Source organism: Photobacterium sanctipauli, from assembly GCF_003026495.1.
Classification (GTDB): Bacteria; Pseudomonadota; Gammaproteobacteria; order Enterobacterales; family Vibrionaceae; genus Photobacterium; species Photobacterium sanctipauli.
On the sequence record NZ_PYMA01000002.1, the window covers coordinates 611,946 to 628,873 of the forward strand.

General features: G+C 48.6%; 10 protein-coding genes. 8 read left to right on the forward strand and 2 right to left on the reverse strand.

Going from position 1 to position 16,928, the window contains the following annotated elements; translation table 11 throughout:
- The first annotated feature begins 4 nt into the window (after positions 1–4).
- The 8 genes from C9I98_RS05875 to C9I98_RS05910 all read left to right on the forward strand — a co-directional run bounded on the left by C9I98_RS05875 (position 5) and on the right by C9I98_RS05910 (position 14,479).
- The gene (locus tag C9I98_RS05875) at positions 5–460 is read left to right on the forward strand and encodes a nitrate reductase cytochrome c-type subunit (protein ID WP_036830895.1); all 456 of its coding nucleotides are present in this window, start codon (positions 5–7) and stop codon (positions 458–460) included.
- Positions 461–470: 10 nt separating this feature from the next.
- On the forward strand, positions 471–1,052 hold the full coding sequence (locus tag C9I98_RS05880; RefSeq protein ID WP_036830897.1) for a NapC/NirT family cytochrome c: 582 nt from the start codon (positions 471–473) through the stop codon (positions 1,050–1,052).
- Between the two features lie 341 nt (positions 1,053–1,393).
- Positions 1,394–2,359 (forward strand): LpxL/LpxP family Kdo(2)-lipid IV(A) lauroyl/palmitoleoyl acyltransferase, encoded by a 966-nt coding sequence (gene lpxL / locus C9I98_RS05885; RefSeq protein WP_036830899.1) that lies wholly within the window; start codon positions 1,394–1,396, stop codon positions 2,357–2,359.
- A gap of 316 nt (positions 2,360–2,675) precedes the next feature.
- Positions 2,676–3,605 (forward strand): LpxL/LpxP family Kdo(2)-lipid IV(A) lauroyl/palmitoleoyl acyltransferase, encoded by a 930-nt coding sequence (lpxL, locus tag C9I98_RS05890; RefSeq protein ID WP_036825366.1) that lies wholly within the window; start codon positions 2,676–2,678, stop codon positions 3,603–3,605.
- A gap of 212 nt (positions 3,606–3,817) precedes the next feature.
- On the forward strand, positions 3,818–5,200 hold the full coding sequence (locus C9I98_RS05895) for an alanine/glycine:cation symporter family protein (RefSeq protein WP_036825364.1): 1,383 nt from the start codon (positions 3,818–3,820) through the stop codon (positions 5,198–5,200).
- Between the two features lie 301 nt (positions 5,201–5,501).
- Positions 5,502–11,375, forward strand: coding sequence for a calcium-binding protein (locus C9I98_RS26995; protein ID WP_107271701.1), 5,874 nt, complete (start codon positions 5,502–5,504; stop codon positions 11,373–11,375).
- An 81-nt stretch (positions 11,376–11,456) separates the two neighbouring features.
- Entirely contained in the window at positions 11,457–13,181 is a 1,725-nt protein-coding gene (locus tag C9I98_RS05905) for a type I secretion system permease/ATPase (RefSeq protein WP_051902314.1), read from the forward strand.
- Positions 13,178–14,479, forward strand: coding sequence for an HlyD family type I secretion periplasmic adaptor subunit (locus C9I98_RS05910; protein WP_051902416.1), 1,302 nt, complete (start codon positions 13,178–13,180; stop codon positions 14,477–14,479). Before C9I98_RS05905 ends, C9I98_RS05910 begins: the two co-directional genes overlap by 4 nt.
- A 73-nt stretch (positions 14,480–14,552) precedes the next feature.
- Here C9I98_RS05910 and C9I98_RS05915 read toward each other — a convergent pair whose 3' ends face one another.
- Together C9I98_RS05915 and C9I98_RS05920 are read right to left on the reverse strand one after the other, a co-directional pair.
- The gene (locus C9I98_RS05915; RefSeq protein ID WP_107271702.1) at positions 14,553–15,392 is read right to left on the reverse strand and encodes a pirin family protein; all 840 of its coding nucleotides are present in this window, start codon (positions 15,390–15,392) and stop codon (positions 14,553–14,555) included.
- Between the two features lie 176 nt (positions 15,393–15,568).
- Entirely contained in the window at positions 15,569–16,861 is a 1,293-nt protein-coding gene (locus C9I98_RS05920) for an HAAAP family serine/threonine permease (RefSeq protein ID WP_036821979.1), read from the reverse strand.
- Positions 16,862–16,928: the final 67 nt, after the last annotated feature.

Consider the following 16,928-nt stretch of genomic DNA (forward strand, 5'->3'; position numbering starts at 1 on the left):
GACGATGAAACCATTCATTTCAATGCTTTTACTGTTGTTTGCCACAACTGTTATTGGTGCGACAGCAGTAATTAAGGGTGATGAACTGGCCACATTGCGGGGGGCACCGTTGAACACGGAGCCTGAACCGCCAGCCATGAGCAAAACCATTAATAACGATATTATACCTAAGCGGAGTTACCCGATGCAGCCGCCGGTGATCCCGCACAAAATAGATAACTACCAAGTCGATTTGAATGCGAACAAATGTATGTCTTGCCACGCGCGTAGCCGTGTTGAAGAGACACAGGCGAGAATGATCAGTGTCACACACTATATGGATCGTGACGGTAATTTCTTGGCGGAACTATCGCCTAGGCGCTATTTCTGCGAGCAGTGCCACGTTGTTCAAACCGATGCAAAACCTTTGGTGGCTACTACGTTTACCGATCTCGATACGCTGTTAAGCGAAACGGAATAGGGAGAAACGTATGTGGCGTTGGATTAAAAAATGGTGGACGTTAATTCGTTCACCAGCCAAGTACTTTAGTCTCGGCTTTTTAACTTTGGGTGGTTTCGTTGCCGGTATTATTTTCTGGGGCGCATTTAATACTGGTATGGAGTTTACCAACTCTGAAACCTTCTGCGTGAGCTGCCATGAGGACAATGTATACCAGGAAATTCAAGGTACTATTCACTTTACAAACCGAACCGGGGTAAGAGCGATTTGTTCGGATTGCCATGTTCCTCATGACTGGACTGATAAGATGGCGCGTAAGATGCAGGCATCAAAAGAGGTTTGGGCATGGATAACGGGCGCAATCTCTACCCCAGAGAAGTTTGAAGCTCGAAGGCTACATATGGCGCAGCGAGAATGGACAAGGATGGAGAAGAATGATTCTCTCGAATGCCGTAATTGCCATGAGTTTAGTTATATGGATTTTACCCAGCAGTCTTCACGTGCCTCTAATCAACACTCGACGAACCTGGCGAGTGGGGATAAGACTTGTATTGATTGCCACAAAGGGATAGCTCACCGACTACCTGATATGAAGGGGGTTGAGGGCTTTTAGCAGATAAAGTGTCCTCAAGCATTGAGGGGTTATATATAAAGTTTATACTTTTGACGATTCCTTGGTGCATATTGGTCAGATTGACTATTTTATATGGCTTTGTGCTGTGTTTGAGTCAATTCTGACCAATTTTGTTTCTAGCCTCCTTTTTGTTTCTGGCTTTTCATATAAGGGCTTTTATCAGTTTTTTTATAATAGTAAGTGTTGTTTCTCAAGCTTGCTTTTATGCTGATAAAAGTGCTGTCATTTGACTATTAGTCGCAGTATGATGCTTGCCGTTATTTGGGTAGCTATCAATTTTGGTAGTTACGAAAGTCGTCTAGCATTGTGATCCTTAAACCATGAGCAAATCAGTCGCTCCTTCATTTTCATTATCTTATCTTTCCCCCCGTTATTGGCCGACATTATTAATGATTGGCGTAATGTTCCTGTTGAGCTTGTTGCCATATTCGGTGCAGTTTCGCTTAGGGCAGGGGTTGGGAAAATTTTTATTGGGCTTTATGAAGAAGCGCCGATTTACGATCGAGCGAAACCTTGCGCTGTGTTTTCCTCATTTGAGTGAGCAAGCAAGGGAGCGAATGGCAGAGCAGAACATGGGCAACTCTGGTTTAGCTTTGTTTGAAACTGGTATGGCTTGGTTTTGGTCTGATGCGAGGGTTAAGCGTCATGTTAAGTATGAAGGTATGGAGCATGTAGAAGCGCTTGAAAAGCAAGGGAAAGGGGCATTGTTTATTGCCGTTCACTCTTTGAACCTTGAGCTTGGGGCTCGAGCTTTTGGTGTAATGAAGTCTGGTATCGGCGTTCAGCGTGCCAATAACAACCCTTGCTTTAACTATTTCCAGTGTAAAGGGCGAAGCCGTTCGAACCGTACATTGCTTGACCGTAAAGATGTAAAGGGCATGCTAAAGGCACTAAAAACGGGCGGTCGAGTTTGGTATGCGCCAGACCATGATTACGGTTTACGCCGTGGTACGTTTGCGCCGTTGTTTGCCGTTGAAAATGCGTGTACGACTATGGGGACCAGCTTGCTGGTAGATAGCGCTGAATGTGAAGTCGTGCCTTTTGTATTTGTCCGTGATTGTGATTCGGGCCAATATACCGTGAAGATTTTACCACCCTTGCATGACTTCCCGCGTAATGAGCCTGAAAAAGCGGCAGCATTTATTAATAATGTTGTTGAACAGTCAATCATGGAAGCGCCTGAACAATATATGTGGCTGCACCGACGTTTCAAAACCCGACCAGAAGGGGAAGCGTCTTTGTATGGCCCCGTACAGGTTAAAGAGGCTGAACCTAAAGTCGCATAATCCTTCTCGCGCCCTTCACTTCACCCTGAAGGGCGTTTTCATCTCTGCCTATTGTGCTATTGGCCGCAGTATTACTTTTCAAAATAGCTCAGATATTCATACCAATATTTGCTATTTAATCAGCATGAAGTGATAGCCATCACTTTCTTAACCATAGCTGAGCAATAAGGTTTCTCCTGTTCACATGCTTGCACCAAATAAAAACAGGCAATAGAATACGCTGTTCAACATAATCATTAAGCTTGGTTGCATAACCTAGTAGTGGGTTAGGCTGGCTTCAAATAAGCTTCAATGGAAAAAGAATGGGATAATAACTATGAGCCATGTGACTGCACCTGTTTTTACCAAATCATTGCTACACCCACGCTACTGGGTGACCTTGGCGATGATGGGGTTAATGTATCTCATGAGTTGGTTACCCTATTTTATTCAATATAGGCTTGGGCAGGTATTCGGCCGTTTGGGCATGCGCGTTGTTAAAAAACGCAAGAAAACGATTGAGCGCAACCTTGAACTTTGCTTTCCAGATATGGCAAAAGAAGAGCGTGACGAAATCGTAAAGCAAAATATCGATAATACGGGTTTGGCATTATTCGAAACCGGGATGGCTTGGTTTTGGCCGGATATTCGTGTTGAACGTCATGTTGACTACGAAGGCTTTGAGCATATTCATGAATTGGAAAAACAGGGCAAGGGGGTGCTGCTAATTGCCGTTCACTCGTTAAACCTTGAATTGGGTGCCCGTGCATTTGGAATGAAGACACCGGGAGTGGGGGTTTACCGCCCTAATAAGAACCCATGTTTTGATTACTTCCAGTTTCATGGCCGTGTACGTTCAAATAAGTACATGATTGATCGTAAAGATGTAAAAGGCATGCTTAGAGCACTGCGTAAAGGTGAGCGAGTGTGGTACGCTCCCGATCATGATTATGGTCGTCGTCGTTCGGCGTTTGCCCCGTTGTTTGCCGTTGAAAACGCGTGTACAACAACAGGTACAAGCTTGCTTGCGGATGCTTCTGACTGCGCATTGGTACCTTTTGCCATGGTGCGTAATAATGAGCACGGTCGTTATACATTGAAAGTATTTCCGCCGCTGGAAGCATTTCCTAAAAATGATCCAGAAGCTGCCGCCGCTTACGTAAATAAAGCGATTGAGCGTTCAATTATGGAAGCACCAGAGCAATATATGTGGTTACATCGTCGCTTTAAAACGCGTCCTGAAGGCGAGCCATCGTTATACGATTAAACGTAGCTGTCTTTATTAGATACCCTGAAAAGCGCTTCTTGATGAAGCGCTTTTTTTGATTGTTACTTCTGCTTAATTGGCTTTCTCGTCTCTGACACATTGTATGCTGTTTCGTCTTATTCGTAAGATACTTCATCGGGCCTTGCGTTGAATTTATAGCCATCCACGCCTATGTTTTCTGCATATATAAATAATAAAAAGCGAGAATGCGGATGGAAGCTCTATCGAATTTTATCTCTGCAATTAATGGTTTTGTGTGGGGGGTCCCCATGCTGGTGCTCATTCTTGGGGTCGGGATCTACCTTACCTTGGGATTGAAGCTCATGCCGATTGTAAAAATAAGTGCCGGCTTCAAGTTGCTCTGGTCGGGCCGTATTCCTGAAAAAGATGAAAAAGCCAAGGGTGAGATTAGTCCATTTAACGCGTTAATGACTTCATTATCTGCGACGATAGGTACGGGTAATATTGCCGGTGTTGCCACGGCGATATTCTTAGGTGGGCCTGGTGCTTTATTTTGGATGTGGTGTACCGCACTTGTCGGTATGGCAACCAAATTTGCAGAAGCGGTTTGTGCGGTGAAATACCGTGAAACCGACGCTAATGGGAACCATGTTGGTGGCCCAATGTATTACATCAAGAATGGCCTTAGTAGTAAGTGGGCTTGGCTAGGCACGGCGTTTGCGATTTTCGGCTCGATTGCCGGTTTTGGTATTGGTAATACGGTGCAATCCAATTCGGTCGCGGCTGCGGTTGAGTCAAGCTTTGGGGTCTCGCCCCTGATGTCCGGGCTTGTGATGATGGTGTTGGTCGGCTTGGTCTTGATGGGGGGCATCAAGCGAATTGCCGATGTTGCCGGTAAGTTAGTCCCATTGATGGCGACTTTCTATATTGCTTCTGGCCTGATTGTTTTGATCATGAACTTTTCTGAAATACCTGCCGCATTCAGTTTGATAGTGACCAGTGCCTTTACGCCAGTTGCCGCACAAGGGGGCTTTGCTGGCGCAGCGGTTTGGGCGGCAATCCGTTTCGGTGTTGCTCGTGGTATTTTTTCTAACGAGGCCGGCTTAGGTAGTGCACCTATTGCTCACGCAGCTGCTCAGACTAAGAACCCGGTAGCGCAAGGTTTAGTGGCCATGCTAGGTACGTTCATCGACACCCTCATTGTATGTAGTATTACCGGTTTGGCGATAATTGTGTCCGGTAGCTGGCAAAGCGGTGAGACGGGCGCGGCATTAACGTCGGCAGCGTTTGCATCGGCGTTGCCGGGTATTGGCAATTATGTTGTTGCCATTGCTTTATCCATTTTTGCTTTTACCACGATATTGGGTTGGAGCTTCTACAGTGAAAAATGTGTCCAGTATTTATTCGGGGTGAAAGCGATAGTGCCATTTCGGGCGTTATGGGTGATAGCCGTTCCGATTGGTGCCACAAGTTCGCTAGAGTTTATTTGGTTACTGGCTGATACCTTAAATGCCATGATGGCGATACCGAATTTGATCGCCTTGGTGTTGTTAAGCCCGGTGGTGTTTAAGTTGACGAAGGAGTATTTCACGTTATTGGCGCAAGAAAAGCTTAACCAATCCGACCAAGATTAACTGTCGTAACTGAATAGAATAATCGAGCCATCTACTACAAGCCTGCTTATTGAGCAGGCTTTTTTCCTTCCTGTTGTCATATCTCGATATTAGCGCCAACGGCTAAATGAAATTCGAGTTTTCTTTAATGGATAAGCTTGCTTGAAAGCAATTCAATGATCGTTCACGAAACAGTGATTTAGCGCGTTTTTCTAAATGACTAAATTTTCATACATAGACGTAAAATTCCGTTTGCACATTGTTGATATGCGACTAATCTCATATCTGAGTCGTTTATTTAACACAAAAAGGAATAACCCGTATGGCTGACATTAAAAACCCTGATGGAACAAAGAACTACGAAGCTGGAACCGAAAGCGAGGACTTTATTGTTGGTAGTGACGAAAAGGACCTTGTAACAGCAGGTGACGGTGATGACATCGTACTTGGTGGTGATGGTGATGATCAGCTATACGGTGAGTCTGGCGATGATGTGTTAGAAGGTGATGCCGGTGATGACATTATTGCGGGTGGAGAGGGCGACGATGCGATATCTGGCGGTGAGGGTAACGACTCGATTTTTGCCGATAGCGGGGATGATTTAGTCGAGGCCGGTGCGGGTGACGATACCGTCTACGGTGGTGAAGGCAGCGATAGCATTCAGGCTGGCAGTGGCAACGACACCGTCTATGCTGGCGAGGGTGACGACGTTATACGCGGCGACTCTGGTAATAATGAGCTCTATGGTGAAGCGGGCGACGATAAAATTAATGCTGGTGATAATGCATCATCTCTGTACGGCGGTGATGGCAATGACCAACTTACTGGCTCAAATGAAAATGACACCCTAAGCGGCGGTGAAGGTAACGATATCCTTTCGGGCAAAGCTGGGGACGATAATCTGGAAGGTGGAGCTGGCAACGACCAGTTGATGGGCGGTGCAGGTAACGACACCTTACTCGGTGGCGAAGGTAACGATACGCTAGTGGGCGGTGAAGGTGCTGACCATCTAGCAGGTGGTGCAGGTGATGACAAAATCACCGATGAAGGCGGCGATACCGTTTTAGGTGAGGCAGGAAACGATACCTTGGTGGCGGCGGATTCCGGCAGCCATCAGATTTACGGTGGCGAAGGTGACGATACCCTAGTCGGTAGTGATGCTAGCGACACCCTTTATGGCGGTGAAGATAATGACACCATTACCGGTGGCGGCGGCGATGATACGCTATTTGCCGGAGAAGGGAATGACAATGTCGAGGCTGGCGCAGGTAATGACACGGTTTTTGCCGGTACTGGCGATGATGTGATCAGCACGGGTGATGGTGCGGATACCGTATATGGTGAGTCTGGTGCTAACCAGATTAATACTGGTGCGGGAGATGACCAAGTTTACGGTGGCGTCGATGGCGATACCATTATTACCGGTGAAGGTAATGATACCGTCTATGCCGGCGATGGTGATGACAGTGTCGACGGTGGCGCTGGGAATGATCAGCTTGATGGTGGTGCTGGTGCGGATAATTTAGTTGGTGGTGCAGGTGATGATGTGCTGCTTGGTGGTGATGGTGATGACACTTTGACTGGCGGTGAAGGCACTGACTTCCTAGCCGGTGGCGAAGGCAACGATACCATTACCGGTGACGGTGATGATGTGCTGTTGGGTGAAGGTGGTGATGACACTCTTATTGCAGCGGCCCAAGGCAGTGATCAGGTTTATGGCGGAGAAGGTAACGATACCTTAATCGGTAGTGATGCCAATGATGCCATGTACGGTGGGGCTGATGACGACCAACTAACTGGTGGTGGCGGTGATGACCACTTAGAAGGTGGTGCCGGCCGAGATCGTATCACAGGTGGTACTGGTGCCGATGTTCTATTAGGCGGGGCTGGCAATGATAGCCTGTCAGGCGGCGATGGTGACGATAAACTCTTTGGTGGTGAAGGCGATGATTTGCTAGAGGGTGGTGCAGGTAACGACGAAATTCATGCAGAGTCGGGCAGTAATACCATTAATGCCGGCGAGGGGGATGATAGCGTATTTGGTGCTGCTGGCGATGACACTATCGACGGTGGTGCAGGCAACGATAGTCTCCAAGGTTTTGCTGGTAACGACACAATCCGTGGTGGTGAGGGTAACGATGTTATCCAGGGTGGCGAAGGCAATGATGTTCTGTCTGGCGAGGCTGGTGACGACACCTTAATCGCAGGTACTGGAGATGACATCCTCGACGGTGGAGCAGGCAACGATACAATTTATGCCGAATCCGGCTCGAACCAGATTGACGCTGGTGAAGGCGACGACGAAGTTTATGGCGGTACGGGTGACGATACTATCGATGCCGGTGATGGCCATGACAAGGTCTTCGCGGGAGAAGGCGACGATGTGATCAATGCTGGTAGCGGGGATGACTTTGTCGACGCGGGTGATGGTGACGACATCATAACCGGTGGTGATGGCAATGATGTGCTGTTTGGCGGTGCGGGTAATGACCGTATTACGGGTGGTCAGGGAAGTGACTTCCTCGCGGGTGGCGCGGGTAACGACCATTTAACTGACAGCGGTGGAGACGTTCTGCTTGGTGAGGAAGGCGACGATACCATGGTTGCAGCGGCCACGGGTAGCCATAACATCTATGGCGGTTCGGGTAACGATACCCTGATTGGTAGTGATGCTAGCGACACCCTATATGGCGGGGCTGATGACGATACCATCACAGGTGGTGGAGGCGATGACGTACTGTTCGCTGGAGAAGGCAACGATAAAATTGATGCCGGAGCAGGTAATGACACCGTGTACGGCGAAGCAGGTAATAACACCATTGATTTAGGCGAGGGGAACAACACCCTTTATGGCGGCTCGGGCAATGACACTGCGGTCGCGGGTTCTGGCGATGACCTGATGTATGGCGGCGAAGGGGACGACAACCTATCTGGTGGTGCTGGCAACGACCAACTGGAAGGTGGCGCAGGCAACGATACCCTTGCTGGCGGTGAAGGGAACGACTTGCTAATCGGTGGCGAGGGTGATGACACCCTACTCGGCGGCGAGGGTGATGATAAGTTATTTGGCGGCGAGGGTAATGACCACTTAGAAGGTGGCGCTGGCAACGATGAAATACACGGCGAGTTAGGTGATAACACAATCTTGGCCGGAGAAGGCGATGACGTTGTCTTCGGTGGTACGGGGAACGACACCATCGATGGTGGTGAAGGCAATGATCACCTAGAAGGCGGCGCTGGTAATGATGCGATTACAGGCGGTGCTGGCAACGACTATATCGATGGTGGCGAGGGTGATGACAAGCTGTCAGGCGGTGCTGGCGATGACACCATAGTCACAGGTCTAGGTGATGACAAAGTGGATGCTGGTGACGGAAACGATGCGATTTATGCCGAAGGGGGCACGAACCAAATCGATGCGGGTGCTGGCGACGATCAGGTCTATGGCGGTACCGGTGATGACACCATTCTCGCTGGTGAAGGGCACGATACTGTCTACGGCGGTGAAGGTAACGATAATATCGATGGTGGTCAAGGTAACGATGTGCTGTTTGCTGGTGCAGGCGATGATCAGGTTACGGGTGGCGAAGGCAATGATGAGATCTATGCTGGCGAAGGTAACGACAAGATAGATGCGGGTGCTGGCGACGATACCGTCTACGGCGAAGCCGGAAATAACACCATCAATCTGGGTGAAGGTAACAACACCTTGTTTGGCGGCTCAGGCGATGATATTGCCACCGCTGGCAGTGGTGATGATGTGATGCATGGTGGTGCTGGTAACGATCAATTGAGTGCTGGCGCAGGTAACGACCACGTTGAAGGTGGTGAGGGTGACGATACGATTGACGGCGGTGCTGGTAACGACTTGCTGTTTGGTGGTACCGGAAATGACACCGTATCTGGCGGCGAGGGCGACGATAAAATCTTCGGCGGCGAAGGTAACGACACCCTAGAAGGCGGTGCGGGCAACGATGAAATCCACGGCGAATCGGGTGCGAATACCATTGATGCCGGTGCCGGTGATGACTTCGTGTACGGCGGTATTGATAACGACACGATAACAGCAGGCGAGGGCAATGACTCCGTCTTTGCTGGTGATGGCGATGATGTGATTGATGCTGGGACGGGCGATGACTTCGTTGACGCTGGGGCAGGTAACGATAGCATTCAAGGTGGTGCTGGTAATGATGTCCTTTATGGTGGTGCTGGCAACGATAAGATGATCGGCGGAGAAGGCAACGACTTCCTTGCGGGTGGTGAAGGTAACGACTACATGGTTGATGATGGTGGTGATGTGCTGCTCGGTGAAGCAGGTGATGACACCATGATAGCCTCTGACAGTGGTAGCCAACATATCTATGGTGGTGAAGGTAACGATACCTTGGTGGGCGGTGCCGGTAACGACACCCTTTATGGCGGTGCCGACAACGATAACATTTCTGGCGGTGCAGGTAATGACACGCTGTTTGCTGGCTCGGGCGATGACACCATCAACGCTGGCGAAGGCGACGATGTGGTTTATGGTGAAGCTGGTAATAACACCATTGATCTTGGTGAAGGTAACAACACCTTGTTTGGTGGCTCCGGTGATGACACAGCGACAGCTGGCGCAGGCAATGATCTGATGTACGGCGGTGAAGGTAACGATAACCTTTCTGGTGGTGCTGGTGATGACCAACTTGAAGGCGGTGCTGGAAACGATCAGCTGCAAGGTGGAGCCGGTAATGACCTACTATTTGGTGGCGATGGTGACGACAAGCTTTCTGGTGGTGAAGGCGATGACAAGCTCTTTGCTGGTGAAGGTAATGATTACCTCGAAGGTGGTGCTGGCAACGATGAAATCCACGCTGAAGCAGGTGATAACACCATTCTAGCCGGTGAAGGTAACGATGTCGTTTACGGTGGTGCTGGTGCCGACACGATTGATGGCGGTGCGGGCGATGATCGCCTTGAAGGTGGTGCTGGCAATGACACTATCACTGGCGGCGAAGGTGATGATGTTATTGATGGCGGAGAAGGCGACGATAACCTGTCGGGTGGCCGAGGCAATGACACCATTACCTCAATGTCTGGGAACAACACTGTTGATGCTGGCGAAGGGAACGATACGGTAACCACAGGTGCTGGTAATGATGTGATTGATGCGGGTGATGGTGACAATGTCATTGATGCAGGCGCTGGTAATAACCAAGTCACCGCAGGGGATGGCCGAGACCAGATCACAACGGGATCTGGAGACGATCGAATCAGTGCAGGCGATGGCAGTGACGTGATCAATGCTGGCGAAGGCAATAACACCATTGATGCCGGGGCGGGTAGTGACACGATTCTATCGGGTGCTGGCAACGACACCATTGTGGCTGGCGAAGGTAACGATGTTATTCGTTCCGGTGCTGGTGATGACAACATCGATGGTGGTGAGGGTAGAGATACCGTCTACGCGGGCGATGGCAATGACACAATTGCTGGTGGTGAAGGTAACGATCGTCTCTATGGCCAAGATGGTGATGACAAGATTGACGGCGGAGCCGGTGATGACTACCTGGTTGGTGGTGATGGCAATGACACCATTACGGGTGGTGAGGGTGATGACACGATCAAGGGGGATGCCGGTGACGATGTATTAAGTGGCGGCGCGGGAGATGATCTTGTCTTCGGTGGTGAAGGTAACGACACCCTTGATGGCGGCAGTGGTATTGACCAGCTATTTGCCGGTGACGGTGATGACATCCTTGTTTATGACCATGAGGATATCGCGGGTGGTGATGGCGATACTGTTCACTACAGCGGTGGTGATGGCTTCGATGTACTTACCGTTGGTGCAGACAGTGGCGGTCAAACCATTGATATGACTCAAACCGCATTCCAAGAAGTGGAGGCGGTGAACTTCGATGTGAGTGATGCACAAATCAAGCTGGCGCTGGATAATGTACTTGAGAATGATGGTGCTGGTGATTCAAGTGGCAACTTTGTTGTTCAAGGTGCAGAAACTGTAGAGCTTGAGGGTGATGGTTGGTCAATGACAGGCACGACAAGTGATATGCCTGCAGACATGCTTGAGAGCTTGGAAGGAAGCGATATTGATGCTGATGCGTTGAATGGCTATACCTTCACTAATGAAGAAGGCCAGGAAGTCACTATCTGGAGTGATAGTGATGCCGACAGCATCAGCTTCAACGGAAGCGATCTGTAATGCAATGAAGCCCAGGGTGTCGTGCTCTGGGCTTTTTGCGTTTATTCGAACAACTCACAGGATTGAGTATTGGGGGTTACCTTGCTTCGAAATGAACTAAAGAAAGCGTTTGGCTACTGTCGCCGCGATTTACGCTATGTTGGCTTATTCAGCTTCGCGATTAACTTCTTGGTGCTAACGCTACCTATGTACAGTTTGCAGCTGTTCGACCGCGTCATGGGCAGCAGTAGTATTGATACCCTGATTGCCTTAGTAGTGATTGCCGTTGGGCTACTGACAGTCCAAGCGTTACTAGAACACACCCGTACTGTGCTATTACAAAAATCAGGCTTGAAGCTTGATGAACGCCTGAGCCCTTTTATGTTGTCTGAGAGTATCAGGCGCTCATCAACATCCAATAGAATTCAAAAGCAGGGGCTGCAGGATTTAACTGAAGTAAAGAACCTATTGGTTAACCCATCGCTGTCAGCGGTATTTGATATCCCTTGGGTACCGATATTCTTGTTAATTCTATTTATGCTTCACCCTGTCATTGGCGTGATTGCGATGATTGGTATGGCAATTTTCATTGGTTTATCAACTGTTGTTATGTTGGCAGCCAAGAAACCAAATGAAGAGTCATTAACCCTGACCAATCGCACCAATATGGAGCTGAATGATTATTTGCGTAATGCGCCGATGCTTAGGGCTATGGGGATGGCCCAGGATATTGGGCGGGTTTGGCAAGATAAGAACTCAGAGCTGCTTCAATTGCAGTGGGCGCTGAATTCTAAAATAGGACGAGTATTAACCTTTAGCCGATATGCACGAACTATCTTGCAAATCGCTGTCCTTACCGCAGGTGTATATCTCGCAATCAATCAAGAGCTTGGCGCAGGTGCAATCATTGCGAGCTCAATTATCATGTCACGGGTGCTAGCCCCGTTTGAACAAGCAGTGATGGGCTGGAAGAGTTGGTTGAGTGGGTTCAAAGCATACAAGCGCTTAAAGGACATGGATGATGATTATGTTCATGCCAAAACCGCCTTGCCAGAGCCAAAGGGTGAGCTGAATTTACAGAATATCTCTGTGCGCATGAAAGGGCACAAGAAACCCATTTTGCAGAACATTAATTTTAAACTGGGTGGCGGCCATGCTCTGGCAATCATGGGTAACTCTGGTTCCGGTAAGTCAACGCTAGCCTCTGTCATCATGGGGATTGTGAAGCCTGCCGCTGGCAGTATCAAAATTGACGGGGCGGACATAGAGCAATGGCCGGAAGATCAATTTGGCCAACATATTGGTTTCTTGCCGCAGGATGTCGGCTTGCTTGCCGGTACGGTGGCAGAAAACATTTGCCGTTTTTCTGATGCCAGCGATGATGAAATTGTTCATGCGGCGCAACTGGCATGTATCCACGAGCTAATCGTGTCGTTACCTCAAGGTTACGATACCTACCTAGGTGAAGGCGGGGCGCAATTGTCTGGTGGGCAAAGGCAGCGGATTGGCCTAGCACGGGCAATTTTCTCAAACCCGAGTATTTTGATCCTCGATGAACCCAACTCGAACTTAGACCCCGAGGGAGAAATCGCCCTTTCCATCGTGCTGCAATACTGCAAAGAAAACAAAATCACGGTGGTGATGATCAGCCATCGCCCTGGCTTTTTGCGCCAAATGGATTGGGTCATATTCCTCAATGAAGGCAAGATAGAAAAAGCCGGTACTTGTGACAAGTTCTTGGGGGCTATTGGCGGTATTGATGACAAGAAAGCGGTTGAAAAATCTAAGTCCAAAGTGGTGATGAGAAAACAGGGAGGTGCAGCATGAAGCCAGTCAGTTTCGATACCAATAAGCCAATCCTATATGGCTGCTTGCTGATCCTGTTCGGCGTTGTCGGCTTCATTGTATGGTCGTTTACCGCCAAGCTGAATGCGGCTTCCATTGCCAGTGGGACTATAGTGGTTGAATCTCAACGAAAGAAAGTTCAGCACTTGCAAGGTGGTTGGGTGAAGGCCATTTATGTCACTGAAGGCCAAAAGGTCAGTAAAGGGGACGTTTTGCTAGAGTTGGCTAACAGTAAAGCGGAAGCAGACTTCTCAAGGCTGTCGATTAAGTACTACACCCTCAAGACCCAGCAAGCCGAGCTGCAGGCAGAAATCGATAATCATAATACGGTTGAATGGCCTGAAAGCACAGGGCGGTGGGCGCTGATGCCGACTGAAGCCAATAGCATTTTGAATACTCAAATAATCAAGCATCAGCAGTTTTTGATGCAAGAGCAGTTACGCAATAGCTACTACCAACAAAAGCGTCAACTTTTGGTGGAACAGTTGCAAGGTAATCGGCTACAAGTGACGGCGGTGAAGACTCAATTGGGATTGATCAATGAAGAGATCACCATGACCAAGGGGTTGGCTGAGAAAGGTTATGTGTCGAAAACCAAGATGCTGGAGCTCAAGCGTCATCGAGCAACGGTTGAGGCTAAGTTGGCGGAGCTCAATGCCGGAACAGAGCTGGCAGCTCAGAAAATCTCGTCACTTGAGTATGATTACAAAACTGAAACAGCAGAGATCCGCTCGGGCTTGATGGCAGAGCAAGAGAGTGTTGGGCGTGAACTGCGCGATACAGAAAAAGCGCTGATTGCCGCGAGCGAAGTACGCGATCGAATTACGATTCGTAGTGAGCACGATGGCACTGTGGTTGGCATGAATGTGCATAGTATTGGTGGGGTGGTTAACTCCGGTGATGTCATCATGGAGATTGTCCCTGACAGTGATAATTTGATTATCGAAGCCGTACTGAAGTCGGAAGATATTGATGTGGTGCATCAGGGGCTGTCTGCCAAGGTCAGGTTGAGTGCTTACAATGCCCGTAAGACACCGCCAGTGAACGGTGAAGTGATCTATGTTGCTGCAGATAAAATCGAGCCCAAGCACTCGCAGGAGCAGGCTGGTTACTTAATTAAAGTTCGCCTCGATGAAGCACAGTTGGCGGCCTTGGAGGATATCGAACTGTATCCGGGTATGCCAACAGAGGTGTTTGTGTTACTTGAAAGCCGTACTTTGTGGGACTACCTCACCGCACCATTGATGAGCTCATATTATCGTGCGTTTAAGGAAGCCTAACGTTCATATCGTTACAAACGAAAGCGCAAGGCTTAATACCTTGCGCTTTTTCCTTGGTGGCCACCCATTGCGATTACACTAATTGACCCTGTTGGTAGTCTTGAACGGCTTGCTCTATCTCTTCCATACTATTCATTACAAACGGACCGTAATGCACAACCGGCTCATTGATTGGGATACCCGCTAGTAACAGTACACCGCTGTCTTCATTACTTGTGATAGCAAGCCCTTCGCCATGATCAAGTAATGCCAATTGACCTGTTGAGACGGTTTGCCCTTCGACTTCAATAGCGCCTTTGTAGACGTAGAGCATTGCTTGGAAGTCCGGGTTCAGGCAGCTTGTAAACTGTTTGCCTTTCGCGGCTTGCCAATCTGCGATGGCGGTTGGCACGCCCGTTTGCTGCAATGGCCCTTTGATAGTCTCGCCTTGGATGGTGAGATCACCTGAGATTAGGCGGACTAAGTTATTATCGCCAAGTACTTTTTCCGTGATCATTTCAGGTTGAAAATCAGTGTATTGGGCAGGTTGCATCTTTTTGGCCGCTGGTAAGTTAATCCAGATTTGGAAACCATGAAGTGAGCCATCAGTCATCATTGGCATTTCACTATGGATAACCCCTTTGCCTGCCGACATCCACTGAGCGCCACCATCGCGTAATTCACCGACATTGCCCATATGGTCTTTATGTTGAAAATGGCCATTTAGCATATAGGTAAGAGTTTCGATGCCGCGATGTGGGTGAGGAGGAAACCCACCGATATAGTCATCCGGGCTGATTGATTTCAATTCATCGATCATTAAGAACGGTGAAAAGCTGTTGTTATTAAATCCATGTACACGTTGGATCTTAACGCCATCACCGTCAGAGGATGGATGGGATTGAATAATTTGTTTGATATGTCGGATTGCCATAGTTGCCTCCAAATTTCTCTCTTTTCTGTAGTGTAGGAAGCTACGGGCAATGCAAACAGGGGGCAAAAACGAACAGCTTGTTTGAAAAATTTGAACGACTTTAAGACCGGAGTGTGTAGATGCTGGGTGAAAAGAAAAAGGCCATCCATGATGGCCTTTGAGAGCATGTTTAATGCTTATTGAGCTAGCGAGTAGAAAATCGCTGAAATTGAAATCAGGCCGATGATAACAATGAATACGTTGCTCAGGGCACCTGAGTATTGGCGCATTGACGGTACTTTCTTGATAGCGTACATCGGCATGATGAATAGCAGCATTGCAATCACAGGGCCGCCAAGGCTTTCAATCATGCCTAAAATGCTTGGGTTGATAGTCGCAACAGCCCAAGTTGTGACAAGCATGAATAGTGCGGTGAACGTGTTCAGTGCTTTCGGACCCACTTCTTTGCCACGGCTACGAGCCATTTTAACCACAAGGCCGTTTAAGCCTTCACTTGCGCCAAGGTAGTGGCCAAGGAAGGACTTCGTGATTGCAATGATAGCAACAACAGGTGCCGCGTAAGCAATCATTGGCGTGTCAAAGTGGTTGGCTAGGTATGTCAGGATCGATACGTTTTGTGCTTTTGCTTCAGCAAGGTTTGCTGGAGATAGGCTCAATACACAACTGAACACAAAAAACATCACAGTGACCACCATCATGATGTGGCTGCGAGCGAGGATGCGAGAACACTGCTTTTCAGCTTTGTCGCCGTATTCTTTTTGCTTCGCAACAGCGAAAGAAGAAATCACAGGTGAGTGGTTAAACGAAAATACCATCACAGGTAGGATCAACCAAACCGCCATCAGCACTGATGTCATACCGCCTTCTGCAGGAAGCACTTGATCGAAGATAGCCCCGTTCCAGTATGGTACTAGGTAAAGTGCCAGCATCAACAGTACCGCTACGAATGGGAACACCAACACGCTCATTGCTTTAACAATCAATTGCTCACCAAGGCGAACCACAGCCATAAGCGCAACAATCAAACCTAGCGCAAGAATGGCACGTGGTGGTGGTGTCATTTCAAGTTGGTATAGCATGAAGCTCTCAACCGTGTTGGTTAGGGCAACGCTGTATACCAATAGAATTGGGTAGATCGCGAAAAAGTAAAGCAGGGTGATGACTTTACCCATGCCGATACCAAAGTGCTCTTCAACGACTTCGGTAATATCTGCACCTGGGTTTGAGCTTGATAGCACAAAACGTGTCATGCCTCGGTGGGCAAAGAATGTCATTGGCAAGGCAAGGATGGCCATAACCAATAGTGGAATAAGACCACCGACACCTGCATTGATAGGGAGGAATAGTGTGCCGGCACCAACGGCGGTACCGTATAAACCCAACACCCACACGGTATCGTTTTTACTCCAGCCTACTTTAGCCTTGCTTGTTGATTGAGAATGAACAGTATCGTTTTTCACAGAGTCCATTATGGACATCTCCTTTATAGGTATAGTTTTATATAGCCTTAAAAGGGTTCTCACTGCATATCATCCG

Excerpts from the sequence above, each read along its gene's own strand:
- C9I98_RS05875 (WP_036830895.1), top strand. The coding sequence starts at position 5 with ATGAAACCATTCATTTCAATGCTTTTACTGTTGTTTGCCACAACTGTT.
- C9I98_RS05880 (WP_036830897.1), top strand. The coding sequence starts at position 471 with ATGTGGCGTTGGATTAAAAAATGGTGGACGTTAATTCGTTCACCAGCC.
- lpxL (WP_036830899.1), top strand. The coding sequence starts at position 1,394 with ATGAGCAAATCAGTCGCTCCTTCATTTTCATTATCTTATCTTTCCCCC.
- lpxL (WP_036825366.1), top strand. The coding sequence starts at position 2,676 with ATGAGCCATGTGACTGCACCTGTTTTTACCAAATCATTGCTACACCCA.
- C9I98_RS05895 (WP_036825364.1), top strand. The coding sequence starts at position 3,818 with ATGGAAGCTCTATCGAATTTTATCTCTGCAATTAATGGTTTTGTGTGG.
- C9I98_RS26995 (WP_107271701.1), top strand. The coding sequence starts at position 5,502 with ATGGCTGACATTAAAAACCCTGATGGAACAAAGAACTACGAAGCTGGA.
- C9I98_RS05910 (WP_051902416.1), top strand. The coding sequence starts at position 13,178 with ATGAAGCCAGTCAGTTTCGATACCAATAAGCCAATCCTATATGGCTGC.
- C9I98_RS05915 (WP_107271702.1), bottom strand. The coding sequence starts at position 15,392 with ATGGCAATCCGACATATCAAACAAATTATTCAATCCCATCCATCCTCT.
- C9I98_RS05920 (WP_036821979.1), bottom strand. The coding sequence starts at position 16,861 with ATGGACTCTGTGAAAAACGATACTGTTCATTCTCAATCAACAAGCAAG.